This is a genomic window from Curtobacterium sp. MCBD17_032, assembly GCF_003234855.1.
GTDB lineage: Bacteria > Actinomycetota > Actinomycetes > Actinomycetales > Microbacteriaceae > Curtobacterium.
Map to the genome: position 1 here is coordinate 397,636 of NZ_QKTO01000002.1, position 19,057 is coordinate 416,692.

Here is a 19,057-nt window from a genome sequence, read left to right on the forward strand (position 1 = left end):
ACGACCGTGTCAGCGCTGCGTCGTCGTGCCCACGAAGAGGTCGTCGAACAGCCCCTGGTCGTCGGTCGGCTGTTCGCCGTGCTTCCAGCGCCGGCGCAGACGGCGGATGGTGGTGATGCGCACCGGGTCGACGCCCGGTTCGGACTCGTACATGCCCATGGTGTCCCTTCCCGTCGGACATGACCCCCTTGCGAGGGGCCCTGATCGACACCGACGGTACGACGGTGGGCTGGGGCACGTCCGCCCGGTCGGGGAGGTCGCCGACCCATCCGCGCTGCGCGGACAAAGCCCCCGTCGACCGTCCGACCGGCCCTTAGCCTGCACTACGACGCGGGCGGTACCCCGTCGTCGAGCGCCCCGGCGATGCGGTCCACGATGTGGACGAGGCGCCGACGCTCGCGTTCCGAGAAGGAGGACAGGAGTTCGTGCAACTGCTCGTTGGTGCTCGCCAGCGCCGCTGCGAACACCTCCTCGTGACCGGGCGTGAGCTCGATGTAGCGGCTGCGACCGTCCTGCGGGTTCGGCACGCGCTGCAGCACGCCCTGCCGTCCCAGCCGGTCGACGATGCCGGTCACCGCCGGGCCGGTCAGGCCGAGGTGGGAACGGAGGTCCTTCACCCGCACCGACCGTCCGGCGGTCTTCGCCCGCCACACGTACCGGACGACCAGCAGGTCCGTGCCGGTGATGCCGGTGCGGTCGCGCAGCCGGTCACGCAGCGAGATCGACGCGCTCTCGAGCCGGGTCAGAGCACCCATCACGTCGAGCTCGCTCACCGGCTCGCCTCCTCGACGCGCAGCGGCGCGCGGGTCGACCCCGCGCGCTCGGCCCAACCATATCCGGACCGCGCCGGTGCCCGGACCAGTCGGGTGGCCCGGTGAGCGGGACGCTGCCCCCTGGCGGTCCTGGCGGTCCCGGCGGTTCCGGCGACGACCCGCAGGTCACGCCGGTCCGGTTCGAGGTCGCCGGGACCGAGCCCGACGCCGCCGTCCGCGACCTCGCCGGCATCTACGCCGGCAAGCAGTGGTTGTCGCGCCGGTCCGAGGGCGAGTTCTCCTACCGCTACACGGCCGTCGGTGACTCCGAGCTGTCGATGCGCCGGTCGACGATGAGCGGGTTCCTCCGCGGTGCCTCCAGCCCTGGCAGTGAGCTCGTGATGGGGTGGCTCACCGCGGGCTCCGGCATCCCGGACACCCTGCGCGACCGGGTGCCGCTCCGCATCGGGCAGCCGATGCTGTTCCCGGCGCACCGGGACGTCGTGTTCGTCGCCGCCGACTACGACCAGCAGCTCGTGCACCTGGACCGTCGGTTCGTGCGCCAGGTCGCTGCCGAGCGGTTCGACGTCGGTACCCGTGACCTGCGGTTCGACCACCTGCGGCCGCTGGAGAGCACGGCGGTCCGGCACTGGCGGGAGTCGCTCGGCGCGCTCTCCCGTGCCCTCCGGGAGGGTGGGACCGACTCGCTCGTGTGGCACGAGGCGAAGCGGCAGACGGCCGACGCCTTCCTCCGCGTCGTCCCTCCGCAGCTCGACCGACTCCCCGCCGAGCTGCTGCACCCCCGGCAGGCGAAGCTCCGGGCCGCCGTCGAGTACGTCCACGCCCACCCCGAGGACCCGATCACCATCACCGAGCTGGCGGAGGTCGCGGGCCTGAGCGTGCGCAGCGTGCAGGAGTCGTTCCGTCGGACCCTCGGTGTCTCGCCCCTGACCTACCTGCGGCAGGTGCGGCTCGACCGCGTGCACGACGAGCTGCTGACCGGCGATCCGCGGACGGTCTCGGTCGGGCAGGTCGCCACGCGGTGGGGCTTCGCGCACCTCGGCCGGTTCTCCGCGGCGTACGCCGAACGCTTCGGCGAGTACCCCAAGCAGACGCTCCGGCGCTGACCGGCTGATCCGCTCCCCGACGCGGCGCCCCGGCCGGACACCGGGACGCGCTACGGTTCCGCCATGACCGGTACGCCGACGACCGCAGCGGCTCCGCCGACCCCGTCCGGACGCCGGGCACTCGTGTCCTGGGCGCTCTGGGACTGGGGGTCCGCGGCCTTCAACGCCGTCGTCACGACGTTCGTCTTCAGCACCTACCTGGCGAGCCGGGCGTTCGTCGACCCGGCCCTGGTCGCCGCCGAGGGCTCCTCCACCGCAGCGGCCGCCGCCGTCGAGCGGGAACTCGCGCACAACGCCGCCGTCGTCTCGACGGCACTGACCGTCGCGGGCATCGTGGTCGCGCTGGTCGCCCCCGCCGTCGGTCGGCTGGCGGACACCTCCGGGCACCGCAAGCGGTCGGTCGTCGTCGCGACGGTCGGCGTCTTCCTGTCGATCGTCGGCATGGTGTTCGTCGCCCCGGAACAGCCCTACCTGGTGCTCGGCGCCGCGCTCATCGGGATCGGGACCGTCGCGTACGAGGTCGCCTGCGTCGGGTACAACGCGATGCTCGGGCAGGTCGCCACCGGGCCGAGGACCGGCCGGGTGTCCGCGATCGGCTGGGCGGCGGGGTACTTCGGCGGCATCGTCCTGCTCATCGTGCTGCTCGTGCTGTGCATCCAGGACTTCGGCGTGGACGGCCGCGGCGGGCTCCTACAGCTCCCGGCGACGGTCGCGGCGGGGCAGTGGGACGTGCGCGTCGCGATCGGCATCGCGGCGGTCTGGCTCGCCGTGAGCTCCGTCCCGCTCTTCCTCGCCGTGCCCGAGGCACCCGCCGACCCCGGGCGTCGCGGGTCGCTCTGGACCGCGTACGCCGACCTCGGACGTGACGTCGCCCGACTCTGGCGGACCCGCCGCAACGTGCTCGCGTTCCTGCTCGCCAGCGCGGTGTTCCGCGACGGCGTCGGCGCGGTGTTCACCTTCGGCGGGATCATCGCCGCCCAGGTGTTCGGCTTCAGCCCGTCCGGGGTCATCCTGTTCGCCATCGTCGCGAACGTCGTCGCGGGCATCTCCACCGTGCTCTCCGGTCGACTCGACGACCGGTTCGGGTCCCGTCCGCTCATCATGGTGTCGCTCGTCGGGCTGTCGGTCTTCGGCACCGCGGTGCTGTTCGCCGGGTCCGCGCAGGTCTCGTTCTGGGTGCTCGGCCTCGGGCTCTGCATGTTCGTCGGGCCCGTGCAGTCGTCCTCCCGCGCCCACCTGGCGAAGCTCGCGACGCCCGGTCGCGAGGGCGAGCTGTTCGGCCTCTACGCCACCACCGGCCGCGCCGCGTCGTTCATCGCGCCGGCGCTGTTCGGCCTCGCCGTGACCATCGGCGGGTCGACCCGCTACGGGATCCTCGGGGTGGTCGTGGTCCTCGTCGCCGGGCTCGTGCTCATGGCGTTCGTGCGCGACGAGACGCGACCCGACGCCCGGGGCGCCGCCGCCTGACGGACGCGGGGAGGGCCTCCCGGCCGCCCCGCCTGCCGGCCCCGCCCGCCGGCCCGCCGGGCGGTCACGACACCCCGCTCACGTCCGCCGAGGGGGCACGGCTCGTCGTTCTCGGGGCAGGCGAGCGACACGTCGTGACCCCTCGGCGGACGCACTCGCGCGCGTCGACGGGCCTGCGGACCTCGACGGCCGCCGAGACCGCCGCGCGTACCGTCCGGGTCGACGACCCACGAGGAGGCACCCCATGAAGGCAGTTGTCTGGCACGGCATCGGCGACATCCGGCTCGACGAGGTCCCGGAGCCCACGATCCAGGACCCGCACGACGCGATCGTGCACATCACCCGCTCCGCGATCTGCGGCACCGACCTGCACTTCGTCCGCGGCACCATGGCCCCGATGCAGGAGGGCACGATCCTCGGTCACGAGGCCGTCGGCGTCGTCACCAGCGTCGGCGACGCCGTCCGTGGGTTCAGCGCCGGCGACCGTGTCGTGATCAACTCGACGATCTCGTGCGGCGCGTGCCGGTACTGCCGGATGGGGCAGACCGCGCAGTGCGACGTCGCGAACCCGAACGGACCGCAGGCGGGGACGAGCTTCTTCGGCGGCCCCGAGTCGACCGGTCCCGTGAACGGTCTGCAGGCCGAGTACGTCCGGGTCCCGTGGGCGCAGAACACCATGCACCCGCTGCCGGACAACGTGAGCGACGAGCAGGCCATCCTGCTCTCCGACATCTTCCCGACCGGGTGGTTCGGGGCCGAACTCGCCGGTGTCACGCGGGGCGACGTCGTCGTGGTGTTCGGCGCGGGCATCGTCGGGCAGTTCGCCGCGGCCTCCGCGTTCAAGCAGGGCGCCGGGCGCGTGATCGTCGTCGACGGCGAGGAGACCCGGCTCGCCGCCGCGCTCGCGCAGAACTGCGAGGTCGTCGACTACAACCGCGAGGACCCGGTGCAGGCGATCATGGACCTCACCAACGGCATCGGCGCGGACGCGGTCATCGACGCGGTCGGGGTCGACGCCGAGCGTCCGAAGCGGGGCCCGGCAGCGGTGTCCGACGAGCAGGCGGCCGCGTTCGACGCCGAGGTCGCCCAGGTCGCGCCCGACGCCTCCCCGGACGGGTTCGGCGAGGCGCAGCAGTGGAAGCCGGGTGACGGCCCGTCGCAGGTCGCGCAGTGGGCGGTCGCCTGCGTCGCGAAGTACGGCCGGATCGGGATCATCGGTGTGTACGGGCCGACCGCGCAGTCGTACCCGATCGGCGAGGCGATGAACAAGAACCTCACGATCCGGATGGGCAACTGCGACCACCACTCGGTCACGCCGCCGCTCATCGACATGGTCGCAGCGGGCCAGTTCGACCCGACCGCGCTCATCACCGAGCACGAGGGCATCGGGTCCGCGATCGACGCGTACGAGGCCTTCGACCGTCGCGAACCGGGCTGGATCAAGGTGGAGCTGTCGGACACGTCCGCCTGACGGCGGTCTCCACGCGCGGACCGCGCGCACGGCTCGGCCTGGAGGCCCGGCACCGGTCAGGCGGACCGGTGCCGGGCCCCCAGGCGCTCGCGGTGCGTCGGCTGCTCCTCCACAGGCGTGCTGCGGCGCGGAGTTCCGCACAGACACCCGCGCCGGTCGGACGCCGGGGGAGCGGTGCGCCAGGATGGGACGCATGACCGACCAGCGGATCGCCGTCGTCGTCCTCGCCGCCGGGCAGGGCACGCGCATGAAGTCCTCGCTCCCCAAGGTGCTGCACCGGCTCGCCGGGCTGCCCCTCATCGCCCACGTGCTCCGGACCGCCGAGTCCCTGTCGCCCGAGCACGTCGCCGTGGTCGTGCGGCACGAGCGTGAGCGCGTCGCGGCGGAGATCACCGAGCGTGCCCCCGACGCCCTCGTCGTGGACCAGGACGACGTCCCCGGGACCGGTCGGGCGGTGGAGGTCGCGGTCGACGCGCTCCCGGCCGACTTCGACGGCGTCGTCGTGGTGCTCTCCGGCGACGTCCCGCTGCTCGACGCGCAGAGCCTGCGCGGACTGGTCGAGGCGCACGCGAGCCAGTCGAACGCGGTCACCTTCGTCAGCGCCATCCAGGACGACCCGACCGGGCTCGGCCGGATCCTGCGCGACGCCTCCGGCGCCTTCACCGGTGTCGTCGAGCACAAGGACGCCACGGACGAGCAGCGCGCCGTCACCGAGACCAACGCCGGGATCTACGCGTTCGACGTCACCCACCTGCGCGCGGTGCTGCCGTCGCTGACGACCGAGAACGCGCAGGGCGAGAAGTACATCACCGACGTGCCCGCGCTCATCGCCGCCCGCGGGGGACGGGTGGACGTCGTCACCCTGACCGACCCGTGGCTCGTCGCCGGCATCAACGACCGGGCGCAACTGTCCGACGCGGCACGCGAGCTGAACGCGCGGATCGTCCGTCGGCACCAGCTCGCCGGCGTCACGGTGCAGGACCCCGCGTCGACGTGGATCGACCTCGACGTGTCCATCGAGCCCGACGCCGAGCTCCTGCCCGGCACGCAGCTGCTCGGGGCGACGGCGATCGCGGCCGGCGCCGTCGTCGGACCGGGCACCACGCTCCGAGACACCGAGGTCGGCGCCGGCGCCACCGTCAACCGGGTCGACGCCACGCTCGCGGTCATCGGCGACGGTGCCTCCGTCGGGCCGTTCGCCTACCTGCGGCCGGGCACGGTCCTCGGCGACGGCGGCAAGATCGGCACCTTCGTCGAGACGAAGAACGCCGTCATCGGTCGCGGCAGCAAGGTCCCGCACCTGTCCTACATCGGCGACACCGAGGTGGGCGAGGACTCGAACATCGGCGCGAACACCATCACGGCGAACTACGACGGCGTGCACAAGCACCGCACGGTCGTCGGGTCGGACGTCCGCACCGGGTCGCACAACGTGTTCGTCGCCCCGGTTAGGATTGGTGACGGGGCGTACACCGGTGCGGGCACGACCGTCCGCAAGGACGTGCCGGCCGGGTCGCTCGCGATCAGCTACGCCCCACAGCGCAACACCGAGGGATGGGTCGAGGAGAACCGACCCGGTACCCCGGCGGCCGAGGCAGCTCGGCGCGCGCGAGGCGAGTGACACCTTCGACGGTCCCTGCGGCCGTCAGCGGTGGGCCCCGATCGGAGCCCAGGACATCGGCCCCAGTGGGGTCAGATCGGCCCCCTCTCGGGGTCAGGGAGTGAGCACCACACGTGTCCGGAATCAAGACAACCGGCCAGAAGCGACTCGTCCTGGTGGCCGGGCGAGCGCACCCGGAACTGTCGAAGGCGATCGCGGAAGAGCTCGGTGTCGACCTCGTCCCGACCGACGCCCGGACCTTCGCCAACGGTGAGCTCTACGCCCGCTTCGACGAGTCGGTGCGCGGGTGCGACGCGTTCGTCATCCAGTCCCACACCGCCCCGATCAACGAGTGGCTCATGGAGCAGCTCATCATGGTCGACGCGCTCAAGCGTGCCTCGGCGAAGCGCATCACCGTCGTGGCGCCGTTCTACCCGTACGCCCGTCAGGACAAGAAGGGCCGCGGGCGCGAGCCGATCTCGGCCCGTCTGGTCGCCGACCTGTTCAAGGCCGCGGGCGCGCACCGCATCATGAGCGTCGATCTGCACGCGCCGCAGATCCAGGGCTTCTTCGACGGCCCGGTCGACCACCTGTTCGCCATGCCCGTGCTGCTCGAGCGCTTCAAGGAGATGCTCGACCCGGAGACCCTCACCGTCGTGTCGCCCGACATGGGGCGCGTCCGCGTTGCCGACATCTGGTCCGAGAAGCTCGGCGCCCCGCTGGCCATCATCCACAAGCGCCGCGACCCGCTCGTCCCGAACCAGGTGTCCGTGCACGAGATCGTCGGTGACGTCTCCGGTCGGTGGTGCCTCCTCGTCGACGACCTCATCGACACCGGGCGCACCATCGCGAAGGCCGCCGAGGCACTCAAGGCCAACGGTGCCAAGGGCGTCGTCGTCGCTGCCACCCACGCGGTGTTCTCCGACCCGGCCACGGAGCTGCTGCAGAGCGAGTTCATCGACCGCGTCGTCGTGACCGACACCCTGCCGTTGCCGCCCGAGAAGCGCTGGGACAAGCTCGAGGTGCTGCCGATCGCGCCGCTCATCGCCCGGGCCATCCACGAGGTGTTCGACGACGGCTCGGTGACGTCGATGTTCGACGGCGCCGCCTGAGCGCTCGCGTCCGACGGTGGCACTGACCGCGCGGGACGCCCTCGCCGCCCGGCTGCGGGCCGGCGGGAGCGTGTTCGCGGAGGACGAGGCGGACCTGCTCCTCGCGGCCGGTGACGGCGACGCGGTCCGGCTGCGCGGCCTGGTGCAGCGTCGCCTGGCGGGGGAGCCCCTCGAGTACGTCCTCGGCTGGGCGGCGTTCGACGGGCACCGCGTCCGAGTCACACCGGGCGTCTTCGTGCCGCGGGCGCGGACCCGGGTCGTCGTCACGGAGGCAGCCCGACGGCTCCGACGGTACGACCGTGTCGTCGACCTGTGCTGCGGAGCGGGGGCCGTTGCGATGGCGCTGCTGGAACGCGTCGGGGCGCTCGACCTCGTCGCTGCCGACATCGACGCCGACGCCACCGAGGTGGCAGCCGAGAACCTGGGCGACCGGGGCATCGTCGTCACCGGTGACCTGTTCACGCCGCTGCCCACCCGGTTCCGTGGTGCGGTGGACGTCATCGCCGTGAACGCCCCCTACGTCCCCAGCGACGCCATCGCCACCATGCCGTCCGAGGCACGGGACCACGAACGCCGTGTCGCCCTCGACGGCGGCACCGACGGGCTCGATCTGCACCGGAGGATCGCAGACGGAGCCGTTGACTGGGTGCGGCCGGGCGGGTCCGTGGTCATCGAGGTGTCGGCCGAGCAGGCGCCGGTGTCGGCGGCGCTGTTCCGCTCGGCCGGCTTCACCGTGGAGCTCGCGCGCGACGACGACGTCGACGGGACCTGCGTGGTGGCGACGCTCCCCGTCTGACGGGGTCGCACGCTCCGGCGGCGGTGCGCCGGGCCTCCCGTCAGGACGCCGTGATGGTGACCCCGTGCCACCCGGTCGCGCCGTTCGGTGCCGGCGGCCGCTGCACGCTCGTCTGCACCTCGCCGTCGGCACCGACGGCACGGACCTGGATCTCGTGGCGTCCCTTCGTCGCCGTCCACCGGAGGACCCACTGCCGCCACGTGTCGGCGGAGACCGAGTCCGCCAGTTCGGCGTCCTGCCAGTCGGCGTCCCCGACCTTGACCTGCACGGCCTTCACCCCGGTGTGCGGCTGCCATGCGACGCCTGCGATCGGGACCCGGTCACCGACGGCCACCGTGACGCCGTCCACCGGGGTGTCGATCCGCGACTCGAGCTTCACCGGTCCCCGCTCCGACCAGCCCCGCGGCGTCCAGTACCCCTGCGCACGGGAGAACCGCGTCACCTCCAGCTCGGTGACCCACTTCGTCGCGGACACGTACCCGAACAGGCCCGGCACGACCAACCGCGCCGGGAACCCGTGTTCAGCGGGCAGCGGGTCGCCGTTCATCCCGACGGCCAGGAGCGCGTCGGTCCCTTCGTCCTGGAGCACGTCGAGCGGGGTGCCCGCGGTGAAGCCGTCGATGCTGCGGGACAGCACCATGTCGGCTCCGGCACGAGGGCGTGCGCGCGCGAGCAGCGACCGGATGGGGTACCCGAGCCACAGGGCGTTGCCGATCAGGTCACCACCGACCTCGTTCGAAACGCAGCTCAGGGTCGCCATGTGCTCCTCGAGCGGGAGCGCGAGCAGTTCGTCCCAGGTGAGCTCGACCTCCTCGTCGACCTCGCCCGTGATCTTCAGCGACCAGTCCGCGGGGTCGATGGCGGGGACGCGGAGCGCCGTGTCGATGCGGTAGAAGTCGGCGTTCGGCGTCACGTACGGGGTGATGCCCGGGATGTCCAGGCTCGCGCCGCTCGGGACGGGAGGGGCGGCCGTCGCCGGCTGCGGCAGACGCACGGCTCGCCGGACGGCCGCTGCGGCCTGCACCGAGGCGGAGCCGATCCGGGAGGCGCCGCCCACCACCACGGCGATCGCTGCGCTGGTCACCGTCCATGTGATGAAGGAACGCCGTTCGACCGAGCCTGGACCGTCCGGTCCAGCGGTGGGGACCGCGCGGGCGTCCTCCCAGCGGCGGAGACGCTGGAGCAGGATGCGCAGCACCAGCACCGCGGCGGCGATGCCAGCGACCGTCGGGGCGCCGTCGAGGGTGCCGCTGCCCGATCGCGTGGTGACGGCCAGGAGGGCGAGCACCCCGCCGGCGGCGAAGACGAGCGCACCGTACGGCGGGTTCCGCCGTTCGAGGACACCGGCGCCGGCAGCCACCGCGACGAGGATGACGCTCATCAGGACGAACAGGGCCACCTTGTCGCCCGTCCCGAACAGGGACACCATGAGGTCCTTCGCCGCCCGGGGCGCGAGGTCGATGACGGCGGAGCCGACCGCGACGAGCGGGCTGCCCGCGCCGCCGAGCACGAGCGCGCCGAGCTCGGCGACCGCGAGGAACGCGAGGACGGCGATGACGCCGACGAGCGCTGCGGCCCACCTGCGGTGCGGGAGGAGGCGCGGGTCTGGCTCGGTCACGATCGGATGGTAGGTCAGGTGGGCTGGGAACGATGCGTCCGTCCCGGAACCGGGCTGTGCGTCGCGGTCCGGGGTCCGGGCCCGGGGTCCGGGGTTCGGGGTTCGGGTTCGGGTTCGGGTTCGGGGAGCGTTCACCCGCGGTGCGGAGCGTGCCGTGCTGGCACCGTGGCAGGATCGCATCGTGCCGTGGCGACCTGATCGAGTCCCCGGGCCTGGTCGTGCCCGCGACGACCGGCACCGCTCAACCGCTGCCGGTCGGATGCTCGCGCTCCGGTGGGGGGTCGTCGGGGTGTGGGTGGCGCTCCTCACCGCGCGGATCATCGTGGTCTCGGTCCACCCGGACGCGGACCTCCGGGTCTTCGGCATCGCCGAGGCAGTGGCCGTCGCCGCCGGGGTGACCCTGGTCGTCGTCGCGGTCGTCCGCGCACGTGCACTGGGACGGCGACGGGGAGATGACGTGCTCGCCACGGCGGTACGACGGATCGACCCGACGGTGTGGCTGGTCCCCGCTGCTCCGACACCCGAGCTGCGCGGGGTCGTCGAGGCGGCCCGCCCCGAGGTGCCGCTCGCCGATCGCGTGACCTGGGCCTTCGGCGCGACGGAGGCGTCGCTGTGGGAACTCGACGGACGGCGTGCGACCCGGCTGCTGGTCATCCGGTGGAGCCGTGTCATGCACGTGGGGATCGAATCCGTCCTCGTGCCAGGTGCTGGCCGCCGCACCGCACCCGCCGTGGCGGTGCACTACGTCCGGGCCGACGACGCGACCGCCGTGGCCACGTTCTTCGTGCGGGCGGCTCCCGGGTCGGACCGGTTGCTCGGGCCCGGTGCTCGTCTCGACGACCTGCTCGCTCGCCTCACCCGCGAGCGCATCGTCGCCTGACACGGCTTGCCGGTCGCGGCCCGGCTCGACCCGCGCGGGCTCGCTCGTCCCGGCGCCCGGCGCCCGGCGCCCGGCGCCCGGACCTGCCCGGGAGGTGCCGGGTGCACGACGGGTCCGTTCCGGATTCAGTCCGGACGGAGACCTCGCCACCGACGACGTCTCCGTCCGGGTCTGCTCCGGCGCGGCTCGCTGCTCAGTGCGTCGAGGGTTCCTGTTCGACCTCGCGGCGCTCGTCCTCGGACCAGAGGGTGTGGAACGTGCCGTCCTTGTCGATCCGCTGGTACGTGTGGGCGCCGAAGAAGTCGCGCTGCCCCTGGATGAGGGCGGCGGGCAGGCGTTCGGAGGCGAGGGAGTCGAAGTAGGACAGTGCGGAGGAGAACCCGGGCGCGGGGACACCGGACGCGGCCGCGATGCCCACGATCCGGCGCCAGGCGGCTTCGCCCTCGGCGACGGCGTCGGCGAAGTACGGGTCGACGAGCAGCGACTCGAGGTCCGGGTTCTTCTCGTACGCCTCGACGATGCGGTTCAGGAACTGCGCGCGGATGATGCAGCCGCCGCGCCAGATCTTCGCCATGTCCCCGAGCGCGATGTCCCAGTCGTACTCCTTCGCCCCGGCGATGATGAGGTCGAAGCCCTGCGCGTACGCGACGACCTTGGATGCGTAGAGGGCCGCTCGGACGTCGTCGGCGAACGAGTCCGGCGCCTGGGCGATGTCCGGCCGCGAGGTGACCGACTTCTGGACGGCTGCGCGCTGCGCGGGCCTGGACGAGACGGCTCGGGCGAACACGGCCTCGCCGATGCCGGAGACGGGGATGCCGAGACCGACCGCGTTCTGCACGGTCCAGACGCCGGTGCCCTTCGATCCGGCGGCGTCCCGGATGACGTCCACGAGCGGCTTGCCGGTGTCGGCGTCCTTCTGCTTGAGGACCTCCCCGGTGATCTCGATCAGGTAGGACTCCAGGTCGCCCTTGTTCCACTCGTCGAACACGTCGACGAGCTGGTCGACGCTGTAGCCCCCGATGCGGCGCAGCAGGTCGTACGACTCCGCGATGAGCTGCATGTCCGCGTACTCGATGCCGTTGTGCACCATCTTGACGAAGTGTCCGGCGCCGTCGGTCCCGACGTGGGTGACGCAGGGTTCGCCCTCGGCGACGGCCGCGATCGACTTCAGGATCGGCCCGAGCGTCTCCCACGCTTCGTCCGATCCGCCGGGCATGATCGACGGCCCGTGCAGGGCGCCCTCCTCGCCGCCGGAGATGCCGGTGCCGACGAAGTTGATGCCCTTCTCCCGCAGGTCGTGCTCGCGACGGATGGTGTCGTGGAAGTTCGCGTTGCCGCCGTCGACGATGATGTCGCCCGGCTCGAACCGCTCGGCCAACTGACCGATGACGGCGTCGGTGCCCTTCCCGGCCTGGACCATGATGATCGCCGTGCGCGGCTTCGACAGCGAGGCGACGAAGCCGTCGATGTCCTCCGACGCGATGAAGCCCATGTCCCCGTGCTCGCGCATCAGGTCCTCGGTCCGGGCGTAGGTGCGGTTGTAGACCGCGACGGTGTTCCCCTCACGCGACGCGAGGTTCCGCGCCAGGTTCGAACCCATCACCGCGAGGCCGATGACCCCGATGTTCGCCTGTTCGTTGTTGTCTGCCACGTCGACTCCTTCGTGTCTGGACGGCCGTCGCCAATCTATGCAGCGCCCGATGTGCTCATCCAGGTCTTCCGCATCCTGGGGACACTCGGTCCCCCCGTTCGTACTGTGGAGACATGGCCGATGCGACCGTCCTCCCGCCCGTGCTCGTGATGGGGGTCTCCGGATCCGGCAAGTCGACGATCGGTGAGGCCCTGACACAGGCGCTCGTCGACCGCGGACAGGTGGTGGAGTTCGTCGACGCGGACGCGCTGCACCCGTCGGCGAACAAGGAGAAGATGCACGCCGGCATCCCGCTCACCGACGACGACCGCCGCCCCTGGCTGGACGCGTGCTCGTCCCGCATCGCGGAGGTCGAGGCCTCCGGCTCACGGTGTGTGATGGCGAACTCGGCGCTGAAGCGCGCGTACCGGGACCGCCTCCGCGAGGACGCCCCGGACCTCTTCATCGTGTTCCTCGACGGGTCGCGCGAGCTCATCGCCGATCGGCAGCGCCACCGTCACCACGAGTACATGCCGAACTCCCTGCTCGACTCGCAGTTCGCGACGCTCGAGCGCCCGGGTGAGGACGAAGCCGTCGCGGCGGTGCCGATCCACGGGGTCGTGGACGACACCGTCGCGGCGATCCTCGCCGTCCTGCCCTGAGCCCGTCCTGCCCTGAGCCTGTCCTGCCTTGAACCTGTCCTGCCTTGAACCCGTCCTGCCCTGAGACCGTCGCGCTCGACGACCTGACCGTCGGGTCTACTTCCGGCTGAGCTCCAACCGGCGAGCGCGGTACTCCTCGGCGTCGATCTCGCCGCGGGCGAACCGGTCGGCGAGCACCGACCGCGCGTCGGCGATCGCCCGTCCGGCACCGCGGCGGAGGACGCCGAAGACGACGGCCCCGACGACGAGCAGGAGCAGGAGCGCCGGGAACACGGGGAAGCCGTGGGACGGCAACCCGCCTCCGTGCCAGTACGGAGCGGTGGCAGCGAGTGTGGTGAGCATGGGGACCTCCGAGGTCGGTTGCGGTGCCGCGGTCGCGACAGGACAAGGTTGTCGGTCGGGAGGCCCCTCCCGCGTCCGCCAGGCGAGCCCACTCGGACCTGCTCCCGCCGGCTCACCCACGCCGGTTCCTCCACAGGCGACTACTCCTCCGGGCGTAGTCCACAGGCCCTCCCGCTGCGCGATGTCTCGGGGGAGGGCCGACCGTAGGCTCGCTGCATGACCACCGACACCCGCTCCGACGCCCGCCCGGCGGGTGGACGCCGGTTCGCCCGCGTGGGACGGGTGCTGCCGGTGGCGCTCGTGCAGGTCGTCGGCACCGTCGTCGCCACCCGGTGGGCAGCCGGGGTCGGTTCCGGTGCCGTCGGTGGTGGTGGCCCACCGTGGACCCAACGCTTCGGTGACGGCGTCGACCCGGTGTTCCTCGGACCCCTCGCGTGGGTGCTGCTCGTGGGCGTGATCGTCGTGCTGCCGTTCCGATGGCGGTGGCCGGTCGCGGTCCTGGCCCTGACCCTCGGCACGACGATCGGCTACGCCCTGGTGGTCAGTCCGCGTGGACCGTTCGTCGCGGCGCTGACCATGGCGCTGGCGAACGCCTGGTTCCGCGGCCATCGCGTGCCGGTCTACCTCGCCGCCGCGGTCGCCCAGGTCGTCCTGCCCTCGGCGGACACCCTGACCGGGCGTGCGCCCTTCCCGACCGTCACGACCATGACGCTCTGCTTGGCGTGGCTGACGGTCACCATCGCCGTCACCGAGCTCGTCCGGGTGCGGGTCGTCCGCGCCGCCGACGCCCGTCGCGCCCGATCCGCGGCGGAGCAGCAGCGGGCCGGCGCCGAGCGCGTCCGCATCGCCCGAGAGCTGCACGACTCGGTCGCCCACAGCATGTCGCTCATCAACCTGCAGGCGGGGGTGGCCCTGCACCTCGGGGCCGAACTCCCCGAGCAGACCCGGGAGTCGTTGCTGAACATCCGCGACTCCAGCAAGCAGGCGCTCGTGGAGCTCCGGACGATCCTCGGCGTGCTGCGAGCCGTCGATGCGCCGTCCGGCACCTCCGACCGCGCCCCGGTCGCCGGCCTCGACCGCGTTCCCGACCTGGTCGATCGAGCCCGCGCGGCCGGAGTGGACGTGGAGCTGCGCCTCGACGGCCCGGTGGACACCGTCGCCGGCCTCGTCTCGCGCAACGCCTTCCGCATCGTGCAGGAGTCGGTCACGAACGTCATGAAGCACGCCCCTGACCACCACGCCTCGGTCGTGGTCGACGTGGGGGCCGAGGTCGTCGACATCACGGTGACCGACGTCCCGTCGCCGGTCGCGACCGGCGCCGGTGCTCCGCGGACGGAGGAGGCGCACCGTGGGCACCGCTCCTCGTCCGCCCTCGCCCGTGTGGCGAACCAGCAGACCGAGACCGAAGGTGCGGACGGCGGCAGCGGCAGCAGCCCGGGGAACGGGTTGGTCGGGATGCACGAACGGGCCGCAGTCGTCGGCGGCTCGCTCGCCGTCGGCCCGACCCCCGACGGTGGGTGGTCGGTCCACGCGCGCCTGCCGATCGGCGAACCCGAACACACCACGACCGGAGTGACGGAGACGACCGCATGACCATGTCCGCGACTCCCACCACGCCGGATCTGATCCGGATCGTGTTGGTGGACGACCAGAGCCTCATCCGTGCCGGACTCCGCGCACTCGTGTCCGCCGAGCCGGGGATGCAGGTCGTCGGTGAGGCGTCCGACGGCGACGACGCCGTCGCGGTCGTCACACGGGAACTGCCGGACGTCGTGCTCATGGACATCCGCATGCCGGGGACTGACGGCCTCGTCGCCACCCGGCGGATCTCCGAGGACCCGGCGCTCAGCGCGGTGCACGTGGTGGTCCTCACGACCTTCGAGGAGGACGACACCGTGTTCGAGGCGATCCGTGGCGGTGCCGCCGGGTTCCTCGTGAAGGACACCGAGCCCGCCGAACTCCTCCGGGCGATCCGCACCGTGGTCGCGGGGGAGTCGTTGCTGTCGCCCGGCCCGACCCGGTCGCTCGTCGAGGCGTACGCGGCGCACGCGAAGCCGGCAGCGCTCGCACCCGAACTCGACGCCCTGACGGACCGCGAACGCCAGGTCATGCGCCTGGTCGCGAGCGGCTTGACGAACGCCGAGATCGCCGAGCGCCTGTTCGTCAGCCCGGCCACGACGAAGACCCACGTCTCCCGGGCGATGATCAAGCTCGGCGCTCGCGACCGCGCCCAACTCGTCGTCTTCGCCTACGAGACCGGCCTCGTCACCCCCGGGTGGACGGGATGACCGGGAACGCCACCTCGATACCACTTCCGACACCATCAGGCGCATGGCCATGACGCTCAGACTGGACGAAAGCCGAGACGACTGCACTGCGCATGCGGGCCGAGGTGGAAGCCCGCTCGATGCAGGACGTCGCGCGCGAAGCCATCCGCGAGTACATCGAGCACCACAGTCGGAGCGACCTGATCGACGGGATCCTCGACCGCGAGCTCCCTCGCTACGCGGAAGCGCTCGACCGCCTGGCTCGATGATCCACCTGACCCTCGACGAAGCCCTCCACATCGCTCGTCGGACGATCGGCGACGGTCTCCTGATCCGTGACGCGGGCCTGCTGGAAGCCGCGATCGCCCAGCCCGCCGCCAGCGTCGACGGCCGCGACGCCTACCCGTCGCTGGTCGAGAAAGCCGCCGCGCTCGTGCACTCGGCCGTGCGGAACCACGCCCTCGTCGACGGGAACAGGCGTCTCGGGCTCATGCTGCTGATCGTCTTCCTCGGCGTCACCGGTCGCGTCCTCACGATGACCAACGACGAGGCGTACGACTTCATCGTCGCGATCGCGGAGGGACGGCTCGACGACGTCCCGAGCATCGTCGGACACCTGACGCCCGCCGTGCGTCGGGGTTGAGCGGGCCTCGAGCCGCCGCTGACGATGGACACACGGCCGCCGCCGGTGCAGGCTCGACAGGTGGACGTCGGACGCACCCGCACCGCCGCGGAGGAGCACCGCGCCCACCTCGAGGAGGAGCAACGTCGTGACCGATCCCGCAAACCCGACCCCCGGTGCGACCGACGCCCGACCTGACGGCGGAGGCCCAGCCTCCAGGCCGGACACCTGGGCGAGCACGGACCGTGGACAGCTCGTCGACCGTGCCGAGGTGATCGTCACCAGTCCGGACCGGAACTTCGTCACCCTCAAGCTGACCACCGCGGACGGCGTCACCGGTCTCGGTGACGCGACCCTGAACGGCCGCGAACTCGCGGTCGCCGCGTACCTGTCCGAGCACGTCGTCCCGCTGCTCGTCGGTCGGGACGCCAGCCGCATCGAGGACGCCTGGCAGTTCCTCTACCGCTCGACCTACTGGCGTCGGGGCCCGGTGACGATGGCCGCGATCGCCGCCGTCGACATGGCGCTCTGGGACATCAAGGCCAAGGTCGCCGGGATGCCGCTCTACCAGCTGCTCGGTGGTGCTTCCCGCACCGGGCTGATGGCGTACGGGCACGCCTCGGGCAAGGACCTCCCGGAGCTGTTCGACTCGATCCGCCAGCACCAGGCCGAGGGCTACCGGTCCATCCGCGTCCAGACCGGCGTGCCGGGGCTCGAGTCCATCTACGGCATCGCGTCGAACCGCACCACCGAGGGCAACGCCGGCGTCCGCTACGACTTCGAGCCCGCGCAGCGTGGGGCGTTCCCGGCCATGGAGGACTGGGACACCCGCGCGTACCTCCGGCACCTGCCGACCGTCTTCGAGGCGGTCCGCAACGAGTTCGGACCCGAACTGCCGCTCCTGCACGACGGACACCACCGGATGACCCCGATCCAGGCCGCCAAGCTCGGGAAGTCGCTCGAGCCGTACGACCTCTTCTGGCTCGAGGACTGCACCCCCGCCGAGAACCAGGAAGCGCTCCGGCTCGTCCGGCAGCACACCACGACCCCGCTCGCCATCGGGGAGGTCTTCAACACGATCTGGGACTTCAAGGACCTCATCCGCGACCAGCTCATCGACTACGTCCGCGGCGCCGTCACACACATGGGCGGCGTGACCCCGCTGCGGAAGACGATGGACTACGCCGCGATGTACCAGGTGAAGTCCGGTTTCCACGGGCCGACGGACATCTCGCCGGTGGGGATGGCGGCCCAGATGCACCTCGGGCTCGCCATCCACAACTTCGGGATCCAGGAGTACATGCAGCACGGCCCGAGGACGAACCAGGTGTTCCAGCAGACGGCCACCTTCACGGACGGGTACCTGCACCCCGGCGACGAACCCGGCATCGGTGTCTCGCTCGACGTCGACGAAGCGGGGAAGTACCCGTACGAGCAGGCCTACCTGCCGTTCAACCGCCTCGCGGACGGCACCGTGCACGACTGGTGACCTGTCCCGCCGACGACGGGCAGGGTGGTGGCGTGGACACCGCAGCGCTCGCCGACGTCGCCCGCGACCTGATGCGCGCCGCGCCCGGTGCGTTCGTCCGCGGACGGACGGCACGGCAGCGGGCGATCCGGAAGGACGACCGGGAACTCGCGGCCGCGGTCGGGAAGCTGGGGAAGCCCGCGCCGGCCGCGTGGATCGTGGACCTGCTCGCCGCCGAGGGTGCCCTCGACGACGCCGTCGACCTCGGTCCCGCCCTCCGTCAGGCGCAGGCCTCCGCCGACCCGCAACAGATCGCGACGCTCCGCCGACAGCGGTCCCAGGTCGTCGCGGTGCTCGCCGACACCGGCGCCGCACGGGCGGAGGCGGCCGGGCACCCGGCGACGTCCGCGGTGCTCGACCAGGTCCGCGCGACCATCGAGGCCGGTATGGCCGACGCGCACGCCGGTGCGGCGATCCGCTCGGGTCTGCTCCTCCGACCCCTCGAGAGCGTCGGCTTCGAGGACGTCGACCTGACCGATGCGCTCGCCGTCCCGGACGCCGTCCCGGACGCGTGGTCCGGCAGCGACGCGCCTCCCATCCCGATCACGGCCGGGAGGCGCGGCGCACGCCGGTCCCGCAGGGCCGGTCCCGCAGACGACGGCCCGGCGAGCCCGGACGGACCGCAGACCCAGGATCGACCGCAGACCCCGGACGGGCCGCAGACCCCGGACGGGCCGCAGACCCCGGACGGATCGCAGACCCCGGACGGGCCGCAGACCGCTGACGAACCGGAGGCACCGGAGGAACCCGACGAGCCGGGCACCTCCGACGAGCCGGACGCCCCGGAGAGCCCAGCCACGGACGAGGACCCCCACGACCCCGCGGCCGAGCGCCGCACCGCACGGGAGGCCGAGGCGGCGGCACGGCGAGCCTCCCGGGACGCCGACGCCGCTCTCGACCAGGTGGAGTCCGCCCTCGAGGACGTCGAGGACCGCCGCGCGGACCTCGACCACCGGCGTCGCGACCTCCAGCGACAACTCAGCGCCCTCGACCAGGAGCAGGCCGACCTCGACGCCGAGGCCGACCGGCTCGGCCAGGAGCGCGACGACGCCGAGGCCGCGAGCGACCGCGCCCGCGAAGCCCTCGTCGCCGCCCGTCACCACCGTCGCGCGGGCTCCTGACCCGTCCGCTCATCCACTCGGATGAAAGCAGCCGTCCACGCTCGCTCCGGCCGTGACCCGCG

At 72.4% G+C, this 19,057-nt stretch carries 19 protein-coding genes; 14 read left to right on the forward strand and 5 right to left on the reverse strand.

Annotated features, from left to right (window positions below; all coding sequences use genetic code 11):
• Positions 1-9: 9 nt before the first annotated feature.
• Both DEI91_RS16205 and DEI91_RS04905 read right to left on the reverse strand, forming a co-directional pair.
• Entirely contained in the window at positions 10-153 is a 144-nt protein-coding gene (locus DEI91_RS16205) for a hypothetical protein (RefSeq protein ID WP_220038044.1), read from the reverse strand.
• Between the two features lie 170 nt (positions 154-323).
• The gene (locus DEI91_RS04905; RefSeq protein ID WP_111051185.1) at positions 324-773 is read right to left on the reverse strand and encodes a MarR family winged helix-turn-helix transcriptional regulator; all 450 of its coding nucleotides are present in this window, start codon (positions 771-773) and stop codon (positions 324-326) included.
• 101 nt (positions 774-874) lie between these two features.
• Here DEI91_RS04905 and DEI91_RS04910 point away from each other — a divergent pair, with 101 nt between their 5' ends.
• The 6 genes from DEI91_RS04910 (at position 875) to DEI91_RS04935 (ending at position 8,325) form a co-directional block, all read left to right on the forward strand.
• Positions 875-1,879, forward strand: a complete 1,005-nt coding sequence (locus tag DEI91_RS04910; RefSeq protein ID WP_111051186.1) for a helix-turn-helix transcriptional regulator — start codon at positions 875-877, stop codon at positions 1,877-1,879.
• 63 nt (positions 1,880-1,942) lie between these two features.
• Positions 1,943-3,346: an MFS transporter gene (locus DEI91_RS04915; protein WP_111051187.1), complete on the forward strand. Its 1,404-nt coding sequence runs from the start codon at positions 1,943-1,945 to the stop codon at positions 3,344-3,346.
• A gap of 244 nt (positions 3,347-3,590) precedes the next feature.
• Complete coding sequence (locus tag DEI91_RS04920) at positions 3,591-4,817, forward strand: zinc-dependent alcohol dehydrogenase (RefSeq protein WP_111051188.1); 1,227 nt, start codon at positions 3,591-3,593, stop codon at positions 4,815-4,817.
• A gap of 193 nt (positions 4,818-5,010) precedes the next feature.
• Positions 5,011-6,438 carry a bifunctional UDP-N-acetylglucosamine diphosphorylase/glucosamine-1-phosphate N-acetyltransferase GlmU gene (glmU, locus tag DEI91_RS04925; RefSeq protein ID WP_111051189.1) on the forward strand — a complete coding sequence of 476 codons (1,428 nt, stop codon included), beginning with the start codon at positions 5,011-5,013 and terminating at the stop codon, positions 6,436-6,438.
• 113 nt (positions 6,439-6,551) lie between these two features.
• Complete coding sequence (locus DEI91_RS04930; RefSeq protein WP_110823606.1) at positions 6,552-7,529, forward strand: ribose-phosphate diphosphokinase; 978 nt, start codon at positions 6,552-6,554, stop codon at positions 7,527-7,529.
• A 16-nt stretch (positions 7,530-7,545) separates the two neighbouring features.
• Positions 7,546-8,325, forward strand: coding sequence for a putative protein N(5)-glutamine methyltransferase (locus tag DEI91_RS04935; RefSeq protein ID WP_258374295.1), 780 nt, complete (start codon positions 7,546-7,548; stop codon positions 8,323-8,325).
• 40 nt (positions 8,326-8,365) lie between these two features.
• Here DEI91_RS04935 and DEI91_RS04940 read toward each other — a convergent pair whose 3' ends face one another.
• Complete coding sequence (locus DEI91_RS04940; protein ID WP_258374296.1) at positions 8,366-9,943, reverse strand: molybdopterin-dependent oxidoreductase; 1,578 nt, start codon at positions 9,941-9,943, stop codon at positions 8,366-8,368.
• 259 nt (positions 9,944-10,202) lie between these two features.
• Between DEI91_RS04940 and DEI91_RS04945 the strand changes: the two genes are divergently transcribed.
• On the forward strand, positions 10,203-10,823 hold the full coding sequence (locus tag DEI91_RS04945) for a hypothetical protein (protein WP_111051191.1): 621 nt from the start codon (positions 10,203-10,205) through the stop codon (positions 10,821-10,823).
• Between the two features lie 193 nt (positions 10,824-11,016).
• On the opposite strand, the gene gndA is transcribed toward DEI91_RS04945, so the two are convergent.
• Positions 11,017-12,423: an NADP-dependent phosphogluconate dehydrogenase gene (gene gndA / locus DEI91_RS04950; RefSeq protein WP_375537665.1), complete on the reverse strand. Its 1,407-nt coding sequence runs from the start codon at positions 12,421-12,423 to the stop codon at positions 11,017-11,019.
• A 164-nt stretch (positions 12,424-12,587) separates the two neighbouring features.
• Here gndA and DEI91_RS04955 point away from each other — a divergent pair, with 164 nt between their 5' ends.
• Positions 12,588-13,115, forward strand: a complete 528-nt coding sequence (locus tag DEI91_RS04955; RefSeq protein ID WP_111051193.1) for a gluconokinase — start codon at positions 12,588-12,590, stop codon at positions 13,113-13,115.
• A gap of 96 nt (positions 13,116-13,211) precedes the next feature.
• Here DEI91_RS04955 and DEI91_RS04960 read toward each other — a convergent pair whose 3' ends face one another.
• A complete protein-coding gene (locus DEI91_RS04960; RefSeq protein WP_146244215.1) occupies positions 13,212-13,457 on the reverse strand; it encodes an SHOCT domain-containing protein in 246 nt (81 codons plus the stop codon).
• Positions 13,458-13,673: 216 nt separating this feature from the next.
• Here DEI91_RS04960 and DEI91_RS04965 point away from each other — a divergent pair, with 216 nt between their 5' ends.
• The 6 genes from DEI91_RS04965 to DEI91_RS04990 all read left to right on the forward strand — a co-directional run bounded on the left by DEI91_RS04965 (position 13,674) and on the right by DEI91_RS04990 (position 18,995).
• Complete coding sequence (locus DEI91_RS04965) at positions 13,674-15,050, forward strand: sensor histidine kinase (protein WP_111051194.1); 1,377 nt, start codon at positions 13,674-13,676, stop codon at positions 15,048-15,050.
• Positions 15,051-15,079: 29 nt separating this feature from the next.
• Complete coding sequence (locus DEI91_RS04970; RefSeq protein ID WP_181439494.1) at positions 15,080-15,745, forward strand: response regulator transcription factor; 666 nt, start codon at positions 15,080-15,082, stop codon at positions 15,743-15,745.
• Between the two features lie 92 nt (positions 15,746-15,837).
• Positions 15,838-15,993 (forward strand): hypothetical protein, encoded by a 156-nt coding sequence (locus DEI91_RS04975; protein ID WP_258374297.1) that lies wholly within the window; start codon positions 15,838-15,840, stop codon positions 15,991-15,993.
• Positions 15,990-16,367 carry a type II toxin-antitoxin system death-on-curing family toxin gene (locus tag DEI91_RS04980; protein WP_111051196.1) on the forward strand — a complete coding sequence of 126 codons (378 nt, stop codon included), beginning with the start codon at positions 15,990-15,992 and terminating at the stop codon, positions 16,365-16,367. The genes DEI91_RS04975 and DEI91_RS04980 overlap by 4 nt, the downstream gene beginning before the upstream one ends.
• A 127-nt stretch (positions 16,368-16,494) precedes the next feature.
• Positions 16,495-17,835: a D-mannonate dehydratase ManD gene (gene manD / locus DEI91_RS04985; protein WP_258374298.1), complete on the forward strand. Its 1,341-nt coding sequence runs from the start codon at positions 16,495-16,497 to the stop codon at positions 17,833-17,835.
• A gap of 32 nt (positions 17,836-17,867) precedes the next feature.
• Entirely contained in the window at positions 17,868-18,995 is a 1,128-nt protein-coding gene (locus DEI91_RS04990; protein WP_146244216.1) for a hypothetical protein, read from the forward strand.
• Positions 18,996-19,057: the final 62 nt, after the last annotated feature.